This window comes from Pseudomonas sp. p1(2021b) (assembly GCF_020151015.1).
GTDB classification, from domain to species: domain Bacteria; phylum Pseudomonadota; class Gammaproteobacteria; order Pseudomonadales; family Pseudomonadaceae; genus Aquipseudomonas; species Aquipseudomonas putida_K.
Genome location: NZ_CP083746.1, coordinates 1,145,001 through 1,165,409 on the forward strand (window position 1 = coordinate 1,145,001; position 20,409 = coordinate 1,165,409).

The window sequence follows — 20,409 nt, forward strand, 5'->3', positions numbered from 1 at the left end:
CGGGGACCAGCCCTTAAGCTGGTTTGAGATTAGTGGAACGCTCTGGAAAGTGCGGCCATAGTGGGTGATAGCCCCGTACACGAAAATCTCTTGCCAGTGAAATCGAGTAGGACGGAGCACGAGAAACTTTGTCTGAACATGGGGGGACCATCCTCCAAGGCTAAATACTACTGACTGACCGATAGTGAACCAGTACCGTGAGGGAAAGGCGAAAAGAACCCCGGAGAGGGGAGTGAAATAGAACCTGAAACCGTATGCGTACAAGCAGTGGGAGCCTACTTTGTTAGGTGACTGCGTACCTTTTGTATAATGGGTCAGCGACTTATATTCAGTGGCGAGCTTAACCGAATAGGGGAGGCGTAGCGAAAGCGAGTCTTAATAGGGCGCTTAGTCGCTGGGTATAGACCCGAAACCGGGCGATCTATCCATGGGCAGGTTGAAGGTTAGGTAACACTGACTGGAGGACCGAACCGACTACCGTTGAAAAGTTAGCGGATGACCTGTGGATCGGAGTGAAAGGCTAATCAAGCTCGGAGATAGCTGGTTCTCCTCGAAAGCTATTTAGGTAGCGCCTCATGTATCACTCCAGGGGGTAGAGCACTGTTTCGGCTAGGGGGTCATCCCGACTTACCAAACCGATGCAAACTCCGAATACCTGGAAGTGCCGAGCATGGGAGACACACGGCGGGTGCTAACGTCCGTCGTGAAAAGGGAAACAACCCAGACCGTCAGCTAAGGTCCCAAAGTCATGGTTAAGTGGGAAACGATGTGGGAAGGCTTAGACAGCTAGGAGGTTGGCTTAGAAGCAGCCATCCTTTAAAGAAAGCGTAATAGCTCACTAGTCGAGTCGGCCTGCGCGGAAGATGTAACGGGGCTCAAACCATGCACCGAAGCTACGGGTATCACCTCAGGGTGATGCGGTAGAGGAGCGTTCTGTAAGCCTGTGAAGGTGAGTTGAGAAGCTTGCTGGAGGTATCAGAAGTGCGAATGCTGACATGAGTAACGACAATGCGAGTGAAAAACTCGCACGCCGAAAGACCAAGGTTTCCTGCGCAACGTTAATCGACGCAGGGTTAGTCGGTCCCTAAGGCGAGGCTGAAAAGCGTAGTCGATGGAAAACAGGTTAATATTCCTGTACTTCCAGTTATTGCGATGGAGGGACGGAGAAGGCTAGGCCAGCTTGGCGTTGGTTGTCCAAGTTTAAGGTGGTAGGCTGAAATCTTAGGCAAATCCGGGATTTCAAGGCCGAGAGCTGATGACGAGTTGCCTTAAGGCGACGAAGTGGTTGATGCCATGCTTCCAAGAAAAGCTCCTAAGCTTCAGATAACTGGGAACCGTACCCCAAACCGACACAGGTGGTCGGGTAGAGAATACCAAGGCGCTTGAGAGAACTCGGGTGAAGGAACTAGGCAAAATGGCACCGTAACTTCGGGAGAAGGTGCGCCGGCGAGGGTGAAGGACTTGCTCCGTAAGCCCATGCCGGTCGAAGATACCAGGCCGCTGCGACTGTTTATTAAAAACACAGCACTCTGCAAACACGAAAGTGGACGTATAGGGTGTGACGCCTGCCCGGTGCCGGAAGGTTAATTGATGGGGTTAGCGCAAGCGAAGCTCTTGATCGAAGCCCCGGTAAACGGCGGCCGTAACTATAACGGTCCTAAGGTAGCGAAATTCCTTGTCGGGTAAGTTCCGACCTGCACGAATGGCGTAACGATGGCGGCGCTGTCTCCACCCGAGACTCAGTGAAATTGAAATCGCTGTGAAGATGCAGTGTATCCGCGGCTAGACGGAAAGACCCCGTGAACCTTTACTATAGCTTTGCACTGGACTTTGAGCTTGCTTGTGTAGGATAGGTGGGAGGCTTTGAAGTGGGGACGCCAGTTCTCATGGAGCCATCCTTGAAATACCACCCTGGCAACCTTGAGGTTCTAACTCAGGTCCGTGATCCGGATCGAGGACAGTGTATGGTGGGTAGTTTGACTGGGGCGGTCTCCTCCCAAAGAGTAACGGAGGAGTACGAAGGTGCGCTCAGACCGGTCGGAAATCGGTCGCAGAGTATAAAGGCAAAAGCGCGCTTGACTGCGAGACCCACACGTCGAGCAGGTACGAAAGTAGGTCTTAGTGATCCGGTGGTTCTGTATGGAAGGGCCATCGCTCAACGGATAAAAGGTACTCCGGGGATAACAGGCTGATACCGCCCAAGAGTTCATATCGACGGCGGTGTTTGGCACCTCGATGTCGGCTCATCACATCCTGGGGCTGAAGCCGGTCCCAAGGGTATGGCTGTTCGCCATTTAAAGTGGTACGCGAGCTGGGTTTAGAACGTCGTGAGACAGTTCGGTCCCTATCTGCCGTGGACGTTTGAGATTTGAGAGGGGCTGCTCCTAGTACGAGAGGACCGGAGTGGACGAACCTCTGGTGTTCCGGTTGTCACGCCAGTGGCATTGCCGGGTAGCTATGTTCGGAAGAGATAACCGCTGAAAGCATCTAAGCGGGAAACTTGCCTCAAGATGAGATCTCACTGGGATCTTGAATCCCCTGAAGGGCCGTCGAAGACTACGACGTTGATAGGTCGGGTGTGTAAGCGCTGTGAGGCGTTGAGCTAACCGATACTAATTGCCCGTGAGGCTTGACCATATAACACCCAAGCAATTTGCTGTTACGAATTGCGGTGGTGAAGACGAACGCACCGAAAGTTTGCATCACAAATTCACATATCCGAATTGGCTGGCATGTCCATCTGGACGTTCTGGCAACAGAATTTCTTGACGACCATAGAGCATTGGAACCACCTGATCCCATCCCGAACTCAGCAGTGAAACGATGCATCGCCGATGGTAGTGTGGGGCTTCCCCATGTGAGAGTAGGTCATCGTCAAGATTCATTTCGCAAAACCCCTATCTGCGCGAGCAGGTAGGGGTTTTGTCTTTCCGCTCCCCGAAAGACGCGCGCCTCGCCCTGTAGGAGCGGCCTTGTGCCGCGAATCGGTCGCGCAGCGACCGCCAACCCTGCCGCCCCGATCCCCCTGGTGCACCGCGTCGCCTGGGCTTACGGCCGCTGCGCGACCGATTCGCGGCACAAGGCCGCTCCTACAAGGGGGCGCGTTTCATGCAAAAGCAAATCTCTTTTGCCTCACCGGCCGCTTATCCTCCCGCCGACAGCTGCGACAATTAATGCCGATAATTAACGTGACTTTCCTCCACGCAGCCTACGTCAAGGCTTAGGTTCCGAGGATCCTTACCTGCGGACATAGCGATGCCAGCGTACCGTGCTGCGCATTCCTGGACTTCACCACCGTCCTATCATTTGAGGTAGCAAGCAAGATGGCCAAGGCCGCCGATGTCGTTGTGCAATGCCTGGAAAACGAAGGTGTCGAGTATGTGTTCGGCATTCCCGGCGAGGAGAACCTCGACCTGCTGGAATCCCTGCGCAAGTCGAAGATCAAGCTGGTCCTGACCCGTCACGAGCAATCCGCAGGCTTCATGGCCGCCACCTACGGCCGCCTGACCGGCAAGACCGGGGTCAGCCTGTCGACCCTCGGCCCTGGCGCCACCAACCTGGTGACCGCTAGCGCCTATGCCTACCTGGGCGGTATGCCGATGATGATGATCACCGGGCAGAAGCCGATCAAGAAGTCCAAGCAGGGCCGTTTCCAGATCATCGACGTGTGCGGCATGATGGACCCCATCACCAAGTACACCCACCAGTTCGCATCGGCTGACAACATCCCGGCCCGCATGCGCGAAGCCTTCCGCCTGGCCGAAGAAGAAAAGCCCGGCGCCGTGCACCTGGAGCTGCCGGAAGACATCGCTGCCGAACAGACCGATGCCATGCCGATCCAGCCGAGCCTGCACCGCCGCCCACTGGCCGAGCACGTGGCCATCGAAGCGGCTATCGAGAAGCTGCGCACCGCCCGCAGCCCGATCCTGGTGATCGGTGCCGGCGCCAATCGCAAGATGACCGCCAAGGTCCTCAAGCAACTGATCGACAAGACCGGCATCCCGTTCGTCACCACCCAGCTGGGTAAAGGTGTGGTGGACGAGCGCCATTCGAGCTTCCTGGGCAACGCCGCGCTGTCGTCCGGCGACTTCGTGCACCGCGCCATCGAAGCGGCCGACCTGATCATCAACATCGGCCACGACGTCATCGAGAAACCACCATTCTTCATGGTGCGTGGCGGTACCGAAGTCATCCACGTCAACTTCCGCTCCGCTGAAGTCGATGCCGTGTACTTCCCGCAGATCGAAGTGATCGGCGACATCGCCAATGCTGTCTGGCAGATCGCCGAAGGCCTGGGCGACACCTCGCACTGGGACTTCACCCGCTTGCTGGCCATCCGCGAAGCCAACGAAGCGCAGATCGCCGAAGGCAAGGATGACGACCGCTTCCCGATCTACCCGCAGCGCCTGGTCGCCGATATCCGCCGCGTATTGCCGTCCGAAGGCATCGTGGCCCTGGACAACGGCATCTACAAGATCTGGTTCGCCCGCAACTACAAGGCTCACAAGCCTAACACCGTGCTGCTGGACAACGCCCTGGCGACCATGGGCGCTGGCCTGCCGTCGGCCATGGCGGCGCATCTGGTGTACCCGGACCGCCCGGTGATCTCGGTGTGCGGCGACGGCGGCTTCATGATGAACAGCCAGGAGCTGGAAACCGCGGTACGCCTGGGCATGCACATTACTGTGGTGATCCTGCGTGACGACGGTTACGGCATGATCCGCTGGAAGCAGGCCAACATGGGCTTCACCGACTTCGGCCTGGACTACGGCAACCCGGACTTCGTCAAATACGCCGAAGCGTACGGTGCCAACGGTCACCGCGTCGAAAGCGCCGAAGGCCTGCTGCCGCTGCTCGAGCACTGCATCAAGACCCCGGGCGTGCATGTGATCGACTGCCCGGTCGACTACAGCGAGAACGACCGCATCCTCAACCAGGAACTGCGTGAGCGTGCGCTGGCCGTATAAAGCCGTCATGCGTTGATCGCCGGCAAGCCGGTTCCCACAAAGGACATCAGAGTATCTTTGTGGGAATCGGTCTGTCCCGCGACTGCCATTATCGAGTCAACCCATCCCCCGTGTGTTAGGGTGCATCCAAACATCCTTTGGACGTAGCCTTATGCTCCCTGCCCTCAGCGAAAAAGAACTCGACCGCCTAGAAGACCTGCTGATCACCTACGGCAACGACTTCTCCGTGCTCAACCTGGCCGAGCTCGACGGGTTCTTCACTGCCCTGGCCAGCTCTCCGGTCAATATCCTTCCCGAACAATGGCTGCCGGCCGTTTCCGGCGGCAAGGTACCCAAGTTCAAGAAGCCGGCCGATGAAGAAGCCTACACCGCTCTGATGCTGCGTTATTACCATCAACGGGCCGGCGAATTGGCCGATCATCTCGATCACTTCGAGCCGCTGTTCGAGGAGAGCGAAGGCGAGGAGGGGCCGGCGATCATTCTGGAAGAATGGTGCTTCGGTTACATGCGTGGCACGCAGGTCGCGGGCTGGGACGAATTACCGCCCGAACAGGACCGGTTGCTCAAGGCCATTTCGCTGCATGGCCTGGAAGACAACTTCGAGCTGCTCGACTCCATGAGCTTCGATGAGCACCAGGCGTGCGTGCCTCAGGTCGTGGAGGCCGCGCGTAGCTTGTATCGGTATTTCAAACAGCGCAACTGACACGATCAAGCCGATACTTCCCGGTGTCGGCCGTTTCTTTCCTTGCTGTGAGACAAGTCCCATCTTGTGGGCTGTTCGCCACAGTGCACTTGCTGGGGGAATGCTCATCCCGCTAACCTGCCAGCCCTGATTCCAGCAATGCTCCGGTCATCGCAATAGGCGCATGGTCGTGGGAAGCGCTGTCCCGACCAGAGCGAAAGGACCAACGCTCCAACCCCAAAGCATGTTTCATGCAGGCGGTGCTGATCGCTGCCTGCTTCGAACACTGACGTTCATCCATCACGCAAGGAGGCTCGACCATGCAACAGAACTCATCCCCAACCACCGGGAATCTGCTCGGTACCTACGGTTACGGCAAGGCGCTGATCATCAGTCTGGTCATCATCGGTATCGTCTGCCTGGGCCTGGCCGCCTTCGTCGGCTTCCTGAGCACGATGCTGCCAACGGATGTGTCCGGCCCCATTTCTGTCGAAACCCGCCGCGGCGCCACCTTGCAGTTCGATGGGCCGCAAAGCCTCGTGACCTTTAGCATTGGCCTGCTGGCGGTACTCGCCCTGTGCATGTTCGGCCTGGCCATGTGGCAGAAGAAGCTGCGCAACGCTCGCTATGAAGTGTATGAAAAAGGTATCTGCCAGATCATCGGCACCCAGCGCGACTACGTGCCTTTCAGCGAGATGAACGACCTCTACCTGTTCGCCTCCGGGCAAACAGCCGTTGCCGGTTTGCACAACAACCTGGCGTACCGCCGCGATGCCAGCGAGCCGTTCCGTCGCGTCAACCCCCATCTCAAGGACCTCTATGCCTTCATCGACCTGGTGCGCGACCAGCACCTGAACGAGCGCCTGCCCAGTGCGCTCGCCACCCTGGAAAACGGCGGCGCGGTGCGTTTCAGCTACATCGACAGCGCCCAGGTGTGGGGCAAGCGTATGAAAGGCGACTTCTTCGCGCTGAATACCAAGACCCTCACCATCACCCGGGATGCTCTCGATGTGGATGGGCGTCGGGTGCCGATGTCCAGCCTACGCAACCTCGACCTCAACGCCTGGACCGAGCGGGTGGTGATCAAGGACGAAAGCGGGCAGACGGTACTGTCCACGGTAGGCAGCGGGATCATGAGCTTCGACGTATTCATCAATACCCTGCATAGCTTGCTGCAGGCGCCGAAAGCTCAAGCAGGGGAGGTGGCGCAGGCTTGATGTTCACCTTTGTGGGAGCGGGCCTGCGCACCACCTGCAGCGTCATTGACATGCTGGCGCAGGCGCTGAGGGCTCAGCAGCTGGGCTGATTCAACGGAGCAGGGTGAATATAAAGCAGCCTGGGCATTGCTGTTCCAGCCACTCCTTGGCCCGTTCGCTCAGAAAGTACCCACGATAGACATCCCCTTTGAAGAAATCGGCTTGCTCGTCGACCTTGAGCACCTTGAGATACTGGCCGAGGTCGGCAGGGTCATGCTGCGGGTCCTTGAGCAGGTTGAGCTTACCTACCACGAATGCCTGCCAGTACTCCGGCATACGTGCGGCAAGCTCAGGGTCATGGGGCAGGGAGTCGATGATCGAGGTCGGCCCGCCTTCCAGATCGAGGTATTCGGTAATGGGTTTGCTGGTATCCCAGTGCAGCCAGTCGATGCGCACGACATGGGTTTTCTCCAGGTGCTCGTAACGCCCGACCCCCTTCAGGCCGCTTTTCTCCAGGGCTTGCTTGACCGGCTGGGTGAGTACCAGCGAACCCGACCGGATATACGCAGCCGGCGTAGCGTCGCTTCGCATATCGCGCTGGTGCGTGGATATGCCTGGGGCTTGCGAGGGCTGATCGGTCTGAACGGGCTGGCCGTGTTGGCCGCGCTGCCGAGCTACGCTTACCGGCCGCACATGGGCGGCTACGTCTCGGTTTTGCTGTTCGGGCTGCTGGCTTTGCTGGTGATCAACACCCAGCGCTATCGGGAAATGCGCGTGCGCCTGGTGGGCTACCGGGACATTCGCAGGGCCAACCGGGAGGCGGCGAAAGCTGCGAGGTAACGTGTTGTCGCTGGCACCGGCTGCGCCAGTGTTCGCGGCCACGGCCGCTCCCTCAGGAACAGCGTGAACCTGAAGTCCGCGCAGTACCTCTGGGAGCGGAATCATCCGCGAAGAGGCCCGCCCAAACGAAAAAAGGCTGCCAATCGGCAGCCTTCTCTATGCTTCGCTCGGATATCAATCCCAGCTCAACGCCCCACCAGTCTGATACTCGATCACTCGCGTCTCGAAGAAGTTCTTCTCCTTCTTCAAGTCCATGATCTCGCTCATCCATGGGAACGGGTTGGTAGTCCCTGGATACTCTTCTTTCAGACCAATCTGGGTCAGGCGACGGTTGGCGATGAACTTGAGGTAGTCCTCCATCATCGCCGCGTTCATGCCCAATACGCCGCGAGGCATGGTGTCGCGGGCGTATTCGATCTCCAGCTGGGTACCCTGCAGGATCATCTGGGTCGCTTCTTCCTTCATCGCGGCGTCCCACAGGTGCGGGTTCTCGATCTTGATCTGGTTGATCACGTCGATGCCGAAGTTCAGGTGCATGGACTCGTCACGCAGGATGTACTGGAACTGCTCGGCGACGCCGGTCATCTTGTTGCGGCGACCCATGGACAGGATCTGGGTGAAGCCGCAGTAGAAGAAGATGCCTTCCAGCACGCAGTAGTAGGCGATCAGGTTGCGCAGCAGCTCCTTGTCGGTCTCGACGGTGCCGGTGTTGAATTCCGGGTCGGAGATGGCGCGGGTGTACTTCAGGCCCCAGGCGGCTTTCTTCGCGACCGACGGGATCTCGTGGTACATGTTGAAGATCTCGCCTTCATCCATGCCCAGCGACTCGATGCAGTACTGGTAGGCGTGGGTGTGGATCGCCTCTTCGAAGGCCTGGCGCAGGATGTACTGGCGGCACTCGGGGTTGGTGATCAGGCGGTACACGGCCAGGGCCAGGTTGTTGGCCACCAGGGAGTCGGCGGTGGAGAAGAAGCCAAGGTTGCGCATCACGATGCGGCGCTCGTCTTCGGTCAGGCCGTCCATGCTTTTCCACAGGGCGATGTCGGCGGTCATGTTGACCTCTTGCGGCATCCAGTGGTTGGCGCAGCCGTCGAGGTACTTCTGCCAGGCCCAGTCGTACTTGAACGGTACCAGCTGGTTCAGGTCGGCGCGGCAGTTGATCATGCGCTTTTCGTCGACGCGCACGCGAGCGGAGGAGCCTTCCAGCTCGGCCAGGCCCTCGGCGATGTCGAGTTCGTTCAGGGCAGCCTTGGCGCGCTTGACGGCATCGGAGTCGTCGGCGGTCGCTACGCGGGCTTCCTGGGCGGCGGCGTCGCCGGCGCTGTCCAGCTTGTCGAGGGTGGCGGCGGCAGCGTTGCCTTGTGCAGCGGCGTTGCCTTTGGCGGCGACTTCGCCGTCTTCCTTGTCGAATTCGTCCCAGCTCAGCATGGTTCCTGGCTCCTGCTAGAGGGTTGCGCGGGGCAACCGGTTGGATTTTAGAAAGGTGACGCCTGTGCTACGCAAGGCCCTTAGGGCAATACGGCGGGCAATGAGCGCGGGCGCTCGTCACGTTTGGAATTGTCGGGGTCAGCGCCTGTCCTTGCCTCGCAGGAGGGGCCAGGTCGCTTGGGAACAGTGTGGCAACGATAAAACGTGCGGGCCGGCCAAGCGTTGGGGTACGGCTTGTGTCACGCAGTCGATCATTGGCTAAACCCTTTTTCGAGGGGGGCGAAGTATAACGGAATTCGCGACCGATCGGAGCGACGCTCAACCGGCCTGCTGTAAATTTTCGACCGGTGTGGGGCGCATCCGTTCACGAATCACGCGTCGTTTCCACGGGGAAGAAGTGTAGCGGAAAAATCGCAGATGTGGTGTCTGAATTTTTGACTTGGCACAAAATATTGTGTTTTTGCGCAGGGGGAGGAAGCGGCAAAAAGCCGCGCCCAGGAGGCCGTAACCACCCGGGCGAGGGCTTAGTGGCAGCGGTAGCGCAGCGTCTGGACGATATGCGTCTTCGGATGCTGGCGCGCCTCTTCGACCGTGGTGAAACGGCCGGTTTCGGCGTTGCGGCCAATCTTGCGTACTACTGTTTTCTTCCGAGCCATCGTTTGTCTTCCATGTTGGGATAGAGGCCAGGTGCTTGGGAGCACCGGGTCCGGCTGTTTTATCCCTTGGCGAAACAGGTGTGCAGGGGGCACGACCTCTCGATGACGCGGATACAAAAATGCCGCAAGGGGCGCCCGAAGGCGCCTCCCGCGGCACTGGGTGTCACTGGCAGGCTTCGCAGTCTGGCTCGTCGATCGCGCAGGCCTTCGGCACCGGGGCTGGGCCCGCTGCCTGGACCGGGGCGCTGTCGCCGCCGCTGGAAACGGCGTTGAGCTTGCCGGTATTGATGGTCGACTTCTCGGTGCTGGTGGCGGCCAGGGCACGGAGGTAGTAGGTGGTCTTCAGACCACGGTACCAGGCCATGCGGTAGGTCACGTCCAGCTTCTTGCCCGAGGCGCCGGCGATGTACAGGTTCAGCGACTGGGCCTGGTCGATCCACTTCTGGCGACGGGAGGCGGCATCGACGATCCACTTGGTCTCGACTTCGAACGCGGTGGCGTACAGGTCCTTCAGCTCTTGCGGGATACGCTCGATCTGCTGCACCGAACCGTCGTAGTACTTCAGGTCGTTGATCATGACCGAGTCCCACAGGCCGCGGGCCTTCAGGTCGCGGACCAGGTACGGGTTGATCACGGTGAACTCGCCCGACAGGTTCGACTTGACGTACAGGTTCTGGTACGTCGGCTCGATCGACTGCGACACGCCGGTGATGTTGGCGATGGTCGCGGTCGGCGCGATGGCCATGATGTTCGAGTTGCGGATGCCTTTCTTGACGCGCTCGCGGATCGGTGCCCAGTCCAGGGACTCTTCCAGGTTGACGTCGATGTACTTGGCGCCACGGGCTTCGATCAGAATCTGCTGGCTGTCCAGCGGCAGTATGCCCTTGGACCACAGCGAGCCTTCGAAGGTCTGGTAGGCGCCGCGCTCGTCGGCCAGGTCACAGGAAGCCTGGATGGCGTAGTAGCTGACCGCTTCCATCGACTTGTCGGCGAACTCGACCGCAGCGTCCGAGCCGTACGGGATGTGCTGCAGGTACAGCGCGTCCTGGAAGCCCATGATGCCCAGGCCGACCGGGCGGTGCTTGAAGTTCGAGTTCTGCGCCTGGGGCACGGAGTAGTAGTTGATGTCGATCACGTTGTCTAGCATGCGCACGGCGGTCTTGACGGTACGCGCCAGCTTGGCGGTATCGAGCTTGCCGTCGACGATGTGGTTCGGCAGGTTGATCGAGCCCAGGTTGCACACCGCGATTTCGTCGGCGTTGGTGTTCAGGGTGATCTCGGTGCACAGGTTCGAGCTGTGGACCACGCCCACGTGCTGCTGCGGCGAGCGCAGGTTGCACGGGTCCTTGAAGGTCAGCCACGGGTGGCCGGTCTCGAACAGCATCGACAGCATCTTGCGCCACAGGTCCTTGGCCTGGACGACCTTGAACACCTTGATCTTGTTGTACTCGGTCAGGGCTTCGTAGTACTCGTAGCGCTCTTCGAAGGCCTTGCCGGTCAGGTCGTGCAGGTCAGGCACTTCCGAAGGCGAGAACAGGGTCCACTTGCCGTCGTCGAACACACGCTTCATGAACAGGTCCGGGATCCAGTTGGCGGTGTTCATGTCGTGGGTACGGCGACGGTCGTCACCGGTGTTCTTGCGCAGCTCGAGGAATTCCTCGATGTCCAAGTGCCAGGTTTCCAGGTAGGCGCAGACCGCGCCCTTGCGCTTGCCGCCCTGGTTGACCGCCACGGCGGTGTCGTTGACCACTTTCAGGAACGGCACGACGCCCTGCGACTTGCCGTTGGTGCCCTTGATGTACGAGCCCAGGGCGCGCACCGGGGTCCAGTCGTTGCCCAGGCCACCGGCGAATTTCGACAGCATGGCGTTGTCGTGGATGGCCTTGTAGATACCCGACAGGTCGTCCGGCACGGTGGTCAGGTAGCAGCTCGACAGCTGTGGACGCAGGGTGCCGGCGTTGAACAGGGTCGGGGTCGAGGCCATGTAGTCGAACGAGGACAGCAGGTTGTAGAACTCGATCGCACGGGCTTCCTTGTCCTTCTCCTGCAGCGCAAGGCCCATGGCCACGCGCATGAAGAACACCTGCGGCAGCTCGAAGCGCACGCCATCCTTGTGGATGAAGTAGCGGTCGTACAGGGTCTGCAGGCCCAGGTAGGTGAATTGCTGGTCACGCTCGTGGTCGATGGCCTTGCCCATGCGCTCCAGGTCGTAGCCCTTCAGTGCAGGGTCCAGCAGCTCGAACTCGACGCCTTTCTCGACGTAGGCCGGCAGGGCCTTGGCGTACAGCTCGGCCATCTCGTGGTGGGTGGCGCTGTCGGCGACGTTGAGGAAGCCCAGCGCCTCGGCGCGCAGGGTGTCCATCAGCAGGCGGGCGGTGACGAAGGAGTAGTTCGGCTCGCGTTCGACCAGGGTACGGGCAGTCATCACCAGGGCGGTGTTGACGTCCTTGATGGCCACGCCGTCGTACAGGTTCTTCAGGGTGTCGCGCTGGATCAGCTCGCCGTCGACCTCGGCCAGGCCTTCGCAGGCTTCGCTGATGATGGTGTTCAGGCGCGCCATGTCCAGCGGCGCCAGGCTGCCGTCGGCCAGGGTGATGCGGATGCTCGGGTGCGGCTCGACCACGGCATCGGTATGGGCGCGGGTGGCACGCTCCTTGGCACGTTGCTCACGGTAGATCACGTAGTCGCGGGCGACTTTCTGCTCGCCGGCGCGCATCAGGGCCAGTTCGACCTGGTCCTGGATTTCTTCGATGTGGATGGTGCCACCCGACGGCATGCGGCGCTTGAAGGTCGCGGTGACCTGCTCGGTCAGGCGCGCGACGGTGTCATGGATGCGCGACGAGGCAGCGGCCGTGCCGCCTTCAACTGCGAGGAACGCCTTGGTGATGGCAACGGTGATCTTGTCGTCGGTGTAGGGAACGACAGTGCCGTTGCGCTTGATCACGCGCAGTTGGCCTGGAGCCGTAGCAGCCAGATCCTGGTTCGAATCGGCGGCCTGCGGCACCTTCGCCTGCGGGTTCTCGCGAGTTGTGTCGGTTTGCATGGGTGGGTGTCTCCACAGTTTCTATATGTTCAGGCGCCTTTTGGGCGCCCACCGTTCCATCCACTAGCCTGGTGCCGGGTGGGGGACGCACATGCGCGCGCGTCCGCCCGCTCGGGCGTACCGACTTCGGGACAGACTCAGGAATAAGGGGCAATAACCTGCCGCTCCCTGGCCGAAGTCAAATGCTGTTGGCGCTGGGGCCAAAGCTGTTGCTCTCAATGCTTCCGCTGGAGCGGTTTGCTGGTGAAACCACGTTAAGTTCAGCCAGAAAAATCGCTTGAATTTCTGTGCCGACTGGTGTTGGCGATAGTGAGTCAAACCCAATATCTAGTGGTTCGCTGCGATGGGGATACAAGATAATGCGGTATTGGGGCCTTTGCAAGGCGAGCGTCTGTGGATAACTTGTGCGTACTTTGTGTGTGATCCGTGGGTATGCGCTGTAGGCCTTGTCCTAGCTGGTCTTCACTTTTTTTCTGCGTCCCGATGCCCCATCGCAGATTTTTTCGGGTGCGAACCCTATCACGAAAAGCACGCCGATCCAGGCCCTGCGACCGGCGCCTTGGCATGGTTGGCAGGGCCGGGTGCGGCACGTAGTATCGGCAGGCAGTGTTGCCTTTTGGTGACGCGGACACCGCCAACCCATCGGCAGCCCCAGAACAAGAATAAACAGCACAGGCGATTCATGGACCAGCCCAGCAATCGGATTTTGATCGTCGAGGACGACCAGCGCCTGGCGGAGCTCACCGCCGAATACCTGCAGGCCAACGGCTACGAGGTTGCGGTGGAAGGTGATGGCGGTCGGGCCGCGCGACGCATCGTCGACAGCCAGCCTGACCTGGTGATCCTCGACCTGATGCTGCCCGGTGAAGACGGCCTGAGCATCTGCCGGCGCGTGCGCGGCCAGTACGCAGGCCCCATCCTGATGCTCACCGCGCGCAGCGACGAGCTCGACCAGGTGCAGGGCCTGGACATGGGGGCCGACGACTATGTCTGCAAGCCTGTGCGCCCACGCGTGCTGCTGGCGCGCATCACCGCCCTGTTGCGGCGCAGTGAGGCGCCGGAGGCCAAGCGCCAGGCGCTGGCCTTCGGTGCCTTGCGTATCGACAGCCGCCTGCGCGAAGCCTGGCTGGGCGAACAGGCGATCGACCTGACCAGCGCCGAGTTCGACCTGCTCTGGCTGCTCGCCAGCAACGCCGGCCGGGTGCTGTCGCGCGAGGAGATCTTCACCTCCCTGCGTGGCGTCGGCTATGACGGCCAGGACCGTTCCATCGATGTGCGCATATCCAAGATCCGCCCCAAGATCGGGGACGACCCGATTCATCCCCGGCTGATCAAGACCCTGCGCAGCAAGGGCTACCTGTTCGTCGGCGAGGCCGCCCAGGCCGCGGCGCCATGAATTCGATCTTCCTGCGCATCTATGGCGGGATGCTGGCCGTGCTGGTGCTGGTGGCGATACTCGGCGTGCTCAGCCTGCACCTGGTCAACCAGGTGCGTGCCGAGCAACACCGCGAGCGGCTGGCGCAGGGCACGTTCAGCCTGATGGCCGACAACCTGGCCGTGCAGGACCCGGTGGAGCGCAAGCGCTCGCTACTGATCTGGGAGCGTTTGCTCGGCGTGCCGCTGGAGCTGCAGCCACCATCGGCGTTCACCCTCGACGGCAGCCAGCGCGCGCGGCTGCGCCGTGGGCTGGTGGTGGTGGAGAAAACCGGCGCCCACGCGGTGCGGGTGTTGCGCCAGATCGGCAACGAGGCGCAGTTGCTGGTGGCCGAGGTCAAGCAGGTCAGCGAACAGCTCGCTCGCGCCACCCTTTACCTGCTGGCGGACGAGCTGGTGCGCTACCCGGTGACCGAGCAGCAACGGCGCCTGGCCGAACTGAAGGAAAGCAAAGGCTTCGGCTTCAATGTCGCCCTGCAACGGCTGGAGCGGGTCGGCTTGGACGATGACCAGCGGCGCCGGGTGGAGGAGGGCGACACGGTGATGGCGCTGGGCAGGGATGGCGATTCGGTGCGTGTCTTCTCGGGGTTGACCGGGTCGCCCTGGGTGTTGGAAATCGGGCCGCTGTACCAGCTCAACCCGTATCCGCCACAGCTGTTGATCCTCATTGCCTTCCTTGGCCTGTGCCTGATCGGTCTGGTGGTGTACCTGCTGGTGCGTCAGCTGGAGCGGCGCCTGTCGGGGCTCGAAGTCGCCGCCACGCGCCTGGCCCAGGGCAGCCTGGACACACGCGTACCGGCCGGCGATGCCGACTCGGTGGGGCGGCTGGCCGAAGCCTTCAACGGCATGGCCGAGCACCTGCAGCGGTCATTGACCATGCAGCGCGAGCTGGTGCGGGCGGTCTCCCACGAGTTGCGCACACCCGTGGCGCGCCTGCGCTTCGGCCTGGAGATGATCGAGAGCGCCGGCACCGAACAGGCCAGGGCCAAGCATTTGGCTGGTATGGACAGCGATATCCAGGATCTGGACAAGCTGGTCGACGAGATGCTGACCTACGCCCGCCTGGAGCAGGGCACGCCGGCATTGAAGTTCCAGGCGGTGGACCTCGATGCTTTGCTGGCGCGGGTGATCCAGGAGCTCTCGCCCCTGCGCGCCGAGGTCAAGGTGATGCGTGGCGAGTGTTTGGGCGGCCAGGCGGACGGGGCCTGGGTCGATGCCGAACCCCGTTACCTGCATCGAGCCCTGCAGAACCTGGTGGGCAATGCCATGCGCCACGCCGAAAGCCAGGTGCGGCTGAGCTACCAGTTGGGCCAGGAGCGCTGCCGGATCGATGTCGAGGACGATGGGCCTGGGATCCCGGAGGGCGTGTGGGATCGCATCTTCACGCCTTTCACCCGGCTGGACGACAGCCGCACCCGGGCTTCAGGCGGGCATGGCCTGGGCCTGTCGATCGTGCGCCGGATCATCTATTGGCATGGCGGGCGGGCGATGGTGGGCCGCAGCCAGACGCTGGGCGGCGCCTGTTTCAGCCTTAGCTGGCCCAGCACCCGGGCGCCGTCCTGAGCCTTATACGCTGATCAGGCTGAGCAATGCCCCATCGCGGACGCTGAACTGGCCTTCGAGCTCCTGGCCGCTGCGCCACTGGGGCGACAGGTCGGTGAGCAGACGCAGCCGGGCCTGCCCGTCGGCGGACCATTCCAGCAGTTCGGCGTGTTCGAAATAGAAGCGCTGCCGGGTCAAGGGGTAGAGTGCCTTGAACAGGCTCTCTTTGAGCGAGAAGGTCAAGGTCACGGCCAGGCCGAGCTGACTGCGATCCAGGCGCTGCAGCTCCGCCGGGGTGAGGATTTCCCCCGCCAGCCGTTCAGCGCGCGCTTCGTCGAGCAGGGTTTCCTGATCCAGGCCCAGGCCCTGGGTATCGCCATCGGCGGCCACCACTGCCGCCGCCCAGCCCTTGCCGTGGGTGATCGAGCCGTGGACGCCGGTCGGCCAGATCGGCGAGCGGTCTTCATGGGTGCCCGGCACGTAGTCGCGCCCGTCCAGCTGCTGCAAGGCGGCGCGGGCGCAGACCCGGCCGGCCAGGTATTCGGCCTGGCGCTTGGCCACCGAGCGGTGCAGGCTGGCGCTCTGCTCGATGCCGGCACGCTGGAAATCGTCCGCGGCCAGGCGGGTGGGGTCGAAGGTGCAACTGACCAGCACCGCGCCTGAGACCGGGCGGGGCAGGGGCCAGTGGTGTTGGAGTGGAGTACAGCAAGTGGGAAGTCTGGTCATGGTGGCTATTGTGCCAGCGCTCGGTCACTTTGGGGCCGCGAAACGGCCCCGGCACTCCTCAGTCGAACACTTTCTTCAAGAATGCCTGCATATCCGCCCACGAACTCTCATCGGCCGACTTGCTGTAGCCGATATCCGGCCCACCATGCCCGCCATGGCTCAACCGGTCAGCGTCGGGGTTGGTGAACCCATGCTTGGCGCCGGGAATGCTGACGAACTCGAAGCTCGCTCCCGCCGCGTCCATTTCCTTCTTGAACGCCTCCACCTGCTGCTCGGTGACCATGCTGTCGGCCGCGCCATGTTCGACCAGTACCTTGGCCTTGACACTGCCAGGTGTCGCCGGAGCCTGGGTCGCCAATGCCCCATGGAAGCTCACCACTGCGGCCAGGGGCTCGCCGCGCCGGGCGGCGTCGAGCACCACCTTGCCACCGAAGCAGTAGCCGACAGCGGCCAGCTTGCCCTGGTCGGTGTAGGGCTGCAGGGCAAGCAGCTCGAGGCCTGCATCGAAGCGCCGGGCCGCAGCCTTGGGGTCTTTCATCGCGGCGGCCATGAACGCCTGGGCATCCTGAGGGTGTTCGGTGCTCTTGCCATCGCCGTACATGTCGATGGCCAGGGCGCTGTAACCGAGGGCCGCAAGGTCCCGGGCGCGGCGCTTGGCGTAGTCGTTCAACCCCCACCATTCATGCACCACGACGATGCCCGGGCGTTTGCCATCGAGCGCATCGTCATAGGCGTAGTAGCCCACCAGGCGCTGGCCGTCGGCATCCTGGTAGGGGATTTCGCGGGTCTGCACCGCCGCCTGGGCGAAGGTGGCGCTGCATAACAAGGCCAGGGCAAGCAGGGAGCGCATGGTCGGTACCTCCTCATTTCGGCAAAGAGCGGGCTCGTTCAGCCAGGGTTCAGCCAGGGTTCAGCGGCGGTTCAGGGCGCCCTCCCTACTCTAGCCCCCAGACCGAAACAACGCATCCAACTGGAGTACCAAACCCATGAAAACACTCAACACCCTGATGGTCGCCATGGCCGTTTGCGCCGCCAGCCTCACCGCCCAGGCCGCCGACGACACCTTCGCCAGCCTGACCTATGGCCAGACCAGCGACAAAGTGCGTAAGTCCGGCCTGCTGCAGCGCAACACCGGGCACCTGAACACCGACGGCATCATCGGCAAGGATGGTACCTGGGGCGTGCGCCTGGGCAAGATCAACGATGACGCCCGCTACTACATGACCTACGACAACGTCTCGGGTGACCACAGCGGCATCAAGCTGCGCCAGGAAAACCTGCTCGGCAGCTATGACAGGTTCCTGCCGGTGGGCGATACCACCAAGCTGTTCGGCGGCGCCAGCCTGGGCCTGACCAAGCTGACCCAGGAATCCTCGGGCTACAGCCGCGACACCGACATGGGCTACGCCGTGGGTCTGCAGGCTGGCGTGTTGCAACAGATCACCAACAATGCCTCGGTGGAGCTGGGCTACCGTTACCTGCGCAGCAATGCCAGCACCGAGCTGGCCGCACACGGCGGTCCCAAGGCCGGTACCCTGCGTCTGACCAGCAGCGCCCAGACCTACCTGTCGGCCAATTACACCTTCTGACTTGGCAGGGGCCCGGACATTCACTGGTATGCTGTGCCGGCCCTATCGCGGGACAAGCCCGCTCCCACAGGAATCGTCGTCGATACTTGGTGGGAGCGGGCTTGTCCCGCGATAGGGCTGTCAGGCAAAGAATCAAGGAGAGTGACATGAAATTGCTGGTGGTCGAGGACGAAGCGCTGCTGCGTCACCACCTGTACACGCGCCTGGGCGAAAGCGGGCACGTGGTCGAGGCGGTGGCCAATGCCGAAGAAGCGCTTTACCAGGCCGAGCAATACAACCACGACTTGGCCGTGGTCGATCTGGGCTTACCAGGCATGAGCGGGCTGGACCTGATCCGCCAGCTGCGCAGCCAGGGCAAGCGCTTCCCGATCCTGATCCTCACCGCGCGCGGCAACTGGCAGGACAAGGTCGAGGGCCTGGCCGCCGGCGCCGACGACTATGTGGTCAAGCCGTTCCAGTTCGAGGAGCTGGAGGCGCGCCTCAACGCCTTGCTGCGGCGCTCCAGCGGCTTCACCCAGTCGACGATCTCAGCCGGCCCGCTGGTGCTGGACCTCAACCGCAAGCAGGCGACGCTGGGTGAGCAACCGCTGGCCCTGACCGCCTATGAATACCGCATCCTCGAATACCTCATGCGCCATCACCAGCAGGTGGTGGCCAAGGACCGGCTGATGGAGCAGCTCTACCCCGATGACGAGGAACGTGGCCCCAACGTCATCGAAGTGCTGGTCGGCCGCCTGCGGCGCAAGCTCGAGGGCGATCGGGGCTTCAAGCCCATCGATACGGTGCGTGGCCTGGGCTACCTGTTCACCGAGCGTTGCCGATGATCCGCTCGCTGCGCCTGCGCCTGATGCTGGCGGCGGCGCTGCTGGCCCTGCTGTTCATGCTGGCCCTGTTGCCGGCCTTGCAGAAGGCCTTCAGCCTGGCCTTGCAGGAGTCGATCGAGCAGCGCCTGGCCTCGGATGTCACCACCCTCATCTCGGCGGCGCGCATCGAGAATGGCCAGCTGCAGATGCCCGAGCTGCTGCCCGACGAGCGCTACAACCTGCCCTATACCGGCTTGCGCGGCTACATCTTCGACCGTGACGGCACCCTGGTGTGGCGTTCGCGCGCGACCTCCGAACAACACATCAACTACCGCCCGCGCTACGACGGGCGCGGCAACGAATTCGACCGCATCCGCCAGGACGATGGCGAGGAATACTTCGTCTATGACGTGGAGATCAAGCTGCTCGGCGGCAAGAGTGCGGCCTACAGCATCGTCGCCCTGCAACCGGTGCGCGACTACCAGCACACCCTCGATGGCCTGCAGGAAAAACTCTACCTGGGCTTTGGCGCCGCGCTGCTGGTGCTGATGCTGCTGCTCTGGGCCGGCCTGACCTGGGGCCTGCGTTCGCTGCGCCAGCTGAGCGTGGAGCTGGACGAAGTGGAGGCCGGCGCGCGTGATGGCCTGAGCCGCGAACACCCCCGGGAGCTGTTGCGCCTGACCGGCTCGCTCAACCGCCTGCTGCGCAGTGAGCGCGAGCAGCGCCAACGCTACCGCGACTCGCTGGATGACCTGGCGCACAGCCTCAAGACCCCGCTGGCGGTGCTGCAGGGGGTCGGCGAGAGCCTCGGGCAGGGCAACAGCGAGCGCGAGCAGGCGCGGGTACTGCAAAGCCAGATCGAACGCATGAGCCAGCAGATCGACTACCAGCTGCAGCGCGCCAGCCTGCGCAAGAGCGGCCTGGTGCGTCATCGGGTGCAACTGCGGCCGGTGCTCGACAGCCTGTGCAGCACGTTGGACAAGGTCTATCGCGACAAGCGCGTGGCGGTCACCCTGGACATTCCCGAGCGGGCCTGGCTGCCGATGGAGCAAGGGGCTGCGCTGGAATTGTTCGGCAACCTGCTGGAAAACGCCTACCGCCTGAGCCTCGGCCTGGTGCGGGTGAGCCTGCAGCAGGCACCTGGGCAACTGACGTTGTGCGTCGAGGACGACGGCCCCGGTGTGCCGGCTGGCCAGCGTGAGCGCATTCTCCAGCGGGGCGAGCGGCTCGACCGCCAGCACCCGGGGCAGGGCATCGGCCTTGCGGTGGTCAAGGACATCATCGACAGCTACGACGCCGAGCTGAGCCTGGACGATTCGCCCTTGGGCGGCGCGGCCTTCCGCATCGTCTTCCACCTGGACTGAGCGTCGCCTGCATGGCGGGGCAAGCCGGCCCCCCGTTCCCAGGGCTGACAGCGCCCCTGTAGGAGCGGGCTTGTCCCGCGATGAACGCAACACCAATCGGGCGGATTCCCGCCATCTCCCGCGTTCCAACCCTGCCAGC

At 62.1% G+C, this 20,409-nt stretch carries 15 protein-coding genes and 2 rRNA genes (1 of these 17 cut by a window edge); 11 read left to right on the forward strand and 6 right to left on the reverse strand.

The annotated features are described in order from the left end of the window. The 5 genes from K8374_RS05375 to K8374_RS05395 form a co-directional block, all read left to right on the forward strand. Nucleotides 1–2,637: ribosomal RNA gene (locus tag K8374_RS05375) — 23S ribosomal RNA — on the forward strand; it begins 256 nt to the left of the window's first position. Nucleotides 2,638–2,764: 127 nt separating this feature from the next. Continuing rightward, a 5S ribosomal RNA gene (gene rrf / locus K8374_RS05380) occupies nt 2,765–2,880 on the forward strand. 443 nt (nt 2,881–3,323) lie between these two features. Further along, nucleotides 3,324–4,967, forward strand: a complete 1,644-nt coding sequence (locus K8374_RS05385) for an acetolactate synthase large subunit (protein ID WP_224458200.1) — start codon at nt 3,324–3,326, stop codon at nt 4,965–4,967. A gap of 151 nt (nt 4,968–5,118) precedes the next feature. Beyond that, nucleotides 5,119–5,670 (forward strand): UPF0149 family protein, encoded by a 552-nt coding sequence (locus K8374_RS05390; RefSeq protein WP_084858661.1) that lies wholly within the window; start codon nt 5,119–5,121, stop codon nt 5,668–5,670. Nucleotides 5,671–5,969: 299 nt separating this feature from the next. Beyond that, on the forward strand, nt 5,970–6,866 hold the full coding sequence (locus K8374_RS05395; protein WP_224458201.1) for a hypothetical protein: 897 nt from the start codon (nt 5,970–5,972) through the stop codon (nt 6,864–6,866). Nucleotides 6,867–6,956: 90 nt separating this feature from the next. On the opposite strand, the gene K8374_RS05400 is transcribed toward K8374_RS05395, so the two are convergent. Beyond that, entirely contained in the window at nt 6,957–7,436 is a 480-nt protein-coding gene (locus tag K8374_RS05400; protein ID WP_224458202.1) for a hypothetical protein, read from the reverse strand. A 30-nt stretch (nt 7,437–7,466) separates the two neighbouring features. On the opposite strand from K8374_RS05400, the gene K8374_RS05405 reads away from it, so the two are divergent. Further along, on the forward strand, nt 7,467–7,685 hold the full coding sequence (locus K8374_RS05405) for a hypothetical protein (RefSeq protein WP_224458203.1): 219 nt from the start codon (nt 7,467–7,469) through the stop codon (nt 7,683–7,685). A 174-nt stretch (nt 7,686–7,859) separates the two neighbouring features. Here the strand turns inward: K8374_RS05405 and K8374_RS05410 are convergent, their stop codons facing one another. The 3 genes from K8374_RS05410 to K8374_RS05415 all read right to left on the reverse strand — a co-directional run bounded on the left by K8374_RS05410 (nt 7,860) and on the right by K8374_RS05415 (nt 12,812). Next, on the reverse strand, nt 7,860–9,113 hold the full coding sequence (locus K8374_RS05410; protein WP_084858667.1) for a ribonucleotide-diphosphate reductase subunit beta: 1,254 nt from the start codon (nt 9,111–9,113) through the stop codon (nt 7,860–7,862). Nucleotides 9,114–9,637: 524 nt separating this feature from the next. After that, nucleotides 9,638–9,769: a hypothetical protein gene (locus tag K8374_RS26210; protein WP_263498521.1), complete on the reverse strand. Its 132-nt coding sequence runs from the start codon at nt 9,767–9,769 to the stop codon at nt 9,638–9,640. 163 nt (nt 9,770–9,932) lie between these two features. Further along, nucleotides 9,933–12,812: a ribonucleoside-diphosphate reductase subunit alpha gene (locus tag K8374_RS05415; protein WP_084858668.1), complete on the reverse strand. Its 2,880-nt coding sequence runs from the start codon at nt 12,810–12,812 to the stop codon at nt 9,933–9,935. A 682-nt stretch (nt 12,813–13,494) separates the two neighbouring features. Here K8374_RS05415 and K8374_RS05420 point away from each other — a divergent pair. Both K8374_RS05420 and K8374_RS05425 read left to right on the forward strand, forming a co-directional pair. Beyond that, on the forward strand, nt 13,495–14,208 hold the full coding sequence (locus K8374_RS05420; protein ID WP_224458204.1) for a response regulator transcription factor: 714 nt from the start codon (nt 13,495–13,497) through the stop codon (nt 14,206–14,208). Next, entirely contained in the window at nt 14,205–15,809 is a 1,605-nt protein-coding gene (locus K8374_RS05425; RefSeq protein ID WP_224458205.1) for an ATP-binding protein, read from the forward strand. Before K8374_RS05420 ends, K8374_RS05425 begins: the two co-directional genes overlap by 4 nt. A 3-nt stretch (nt 15,810–15,812) precedes the next feature. Here K8374_RS05425 and K8374_RS05430 read toward each other — a convergent pair whose 3' ends face one another. Continuing rightward, complete coding sequence (locus K8374_RS05430; RefSeq protein WP_224458206.1) at nt 15,813–16,514, reverse strand: 4'-phosphopantetheinyl transferase; 702 nt, start codon at nt 16,512–16,514, stop codon at nt 15,813–15,815. 58 nt (nt 16,515–16,572) lie between these two features. Then, a complete protein-coding gene (locus K8374_RS05435; protein ID WP_224458207.1) occupies nt 16,573–17,364 on the reverse strand; it encodes a dienelactone hydrolase family protein in 792 nt (263 codons plus the stop codon). A 136-nt stretch (nt 17,365–17,500) separates the two neighbouring features. Between K8374_RS05435 and K8374_RS05440 the strand changes: the two genes are divergently transcribed. The 3 genes from K8374_RS05440 to K8374_RS05450 all read left to right on the forward strand — a co-directional run bounded on the left by K8374_RS05440 (nt 17,501) and on the right by K8374_RS05450 (nt 20,270). Further along, nucleotides 17,501–18,103, forward strand: a complete 603-nt coding sequence (locus tag K8374_RS05440; protein WP_224458208.1) for a hypothetical protein — start codon at nt 17,501–17,503, stop codon at nt 18,101–18,103. A gap of 146 nt (nt 18,104–18,249) precedes the next feature. After that, on the forward strand, nt 18,250–18,927 hold the full coding sequence (locus K8374_RS05445) for a response regulator (RefSeq protein ID WP_224458209.1): 678 nt from the start codon (nt 18,250–18,252) through the stop codon (nt 18,925–18,927). Further along, nucleotides 18,924–20,270 carry an ATP-binding protein gene (locus K8374_RS05450; RefSeq protein ID WP_224458210.1) on the forward strand — a complete coding sequence of 449 codons (1,347 nt, stop codon included), beginning with the start codon at nt 18,924–18,926 and terminating at the stop codon, nt 20,268–20,270. Before K8374_RS05445 ends, K8374_RS05450 begins: the two co-directional genes overlap by 4 nt. Nucleotides 20,271–20,409 lie beyond the last annotated feature (139 nt).

Excerpts from the sequence above, each read along its gene's own strand:
- K8374_RS05385 (WP_224458200.1), top strand. The coding sequence starts at position 3,324 with ATGGCCAAGGCCGCCGATGTCGTTGTGCAATGCCTGGAAAACGAAGGT.
- K8374_RS05390 (WP_084858661.1), top strand. The coding sequence starts at position 5,119 with ATGCTCCCTGCCCTCAGCGAAAAAGAACTCGACCGCCTAGAAGACCTG.
- K8374_RS05395 (WP_224458201.1), top strand. The coding sequence starts at position 5,970 with ATGCAACAGAACTCATCCCCAACCACCGGGAATCTGCTCGGTACCTAC.
- K8374_RS05400 (WP_224458202.1), bottom strand. The coding sequence starts at position 7,436 with ATGCGAAGCGACGCTACGCCGGCTGCGTATATCCGGTCGGGTTCGCTG.
- K8374_RS05410 (WP_084858667.1), bottom strand. The coding sequence starts at position 9,113 with ATGCTGAGCTGGGACGAATTCGACAAGGAAGACGGCGAAGTCGCCGCC.
- K8374_RS26210 (WP_263498521.1), bottom strand. The coding sequence starts at position 9,769 with ATGGCTCGGAAGAAAACAGTAGTACGCAAGATTGGCCGCAACGCCGAA.
- K8374_RS05415 (WP_084858668.1), bottom strand. The coding sequence starts at position 12,812 with ATGCAAACCGACACAACTCGCGAGAACCCGCAGGCGAAGGTGCCGCAG.
- K8374_RS05420 (WP_224458204.1), top strand. The coding sequence starts at position 13,495 with ATGGACCAGCCCAGCAATCGGATTTTGATCGTCGAGGACGACCAGCGC.
- K8374_RS05425 (WP_224458205.1), top strand. The coding sequence starts at position 14,205 with ATGAATTCGATCTTCCTGCGCATCTATGGCGGGATGCTGGCCGTGCTG.
- K8374_RS05430 (WP_224458206.1), bottom strand. The coding sequence starts at position 16,514 with ATGACCAGACTTCCCACTTGCTGTACTCCACTCCAACACCACTGGCCC.
- K8374_RS05435 (WP_224458207.1), bottom strand. The coding sequence starts at position 17,364 with ATGCGCTCCCTGCTTGCCCTGGCCTTGTTATGCAGCGCCACCTTCGCC.
- K8374_RS05440 (WP_224458208.1), top strand. The coding sequence starts at position 17,501 with ATGAAAACACTCAACACCCTGATGGTCGCCATGGCCGTTTGCGCCGCC.
- K8374_RS05445 (WP_224458209.1), top strand. The coding sequence starts at position 18,250 with ATGAAATTGCTGGTGGTCGAGGACGAAGCGCTGCTGCGTCACCACCTG.
- K8374_RS05450 (WP_224458210.1), top strand. The coding sequence starts at position 18,924 with ATGATCCGCTCGCTGCGCCTGCGCCTGATGCTGGCGGCGGCGCTGCTG.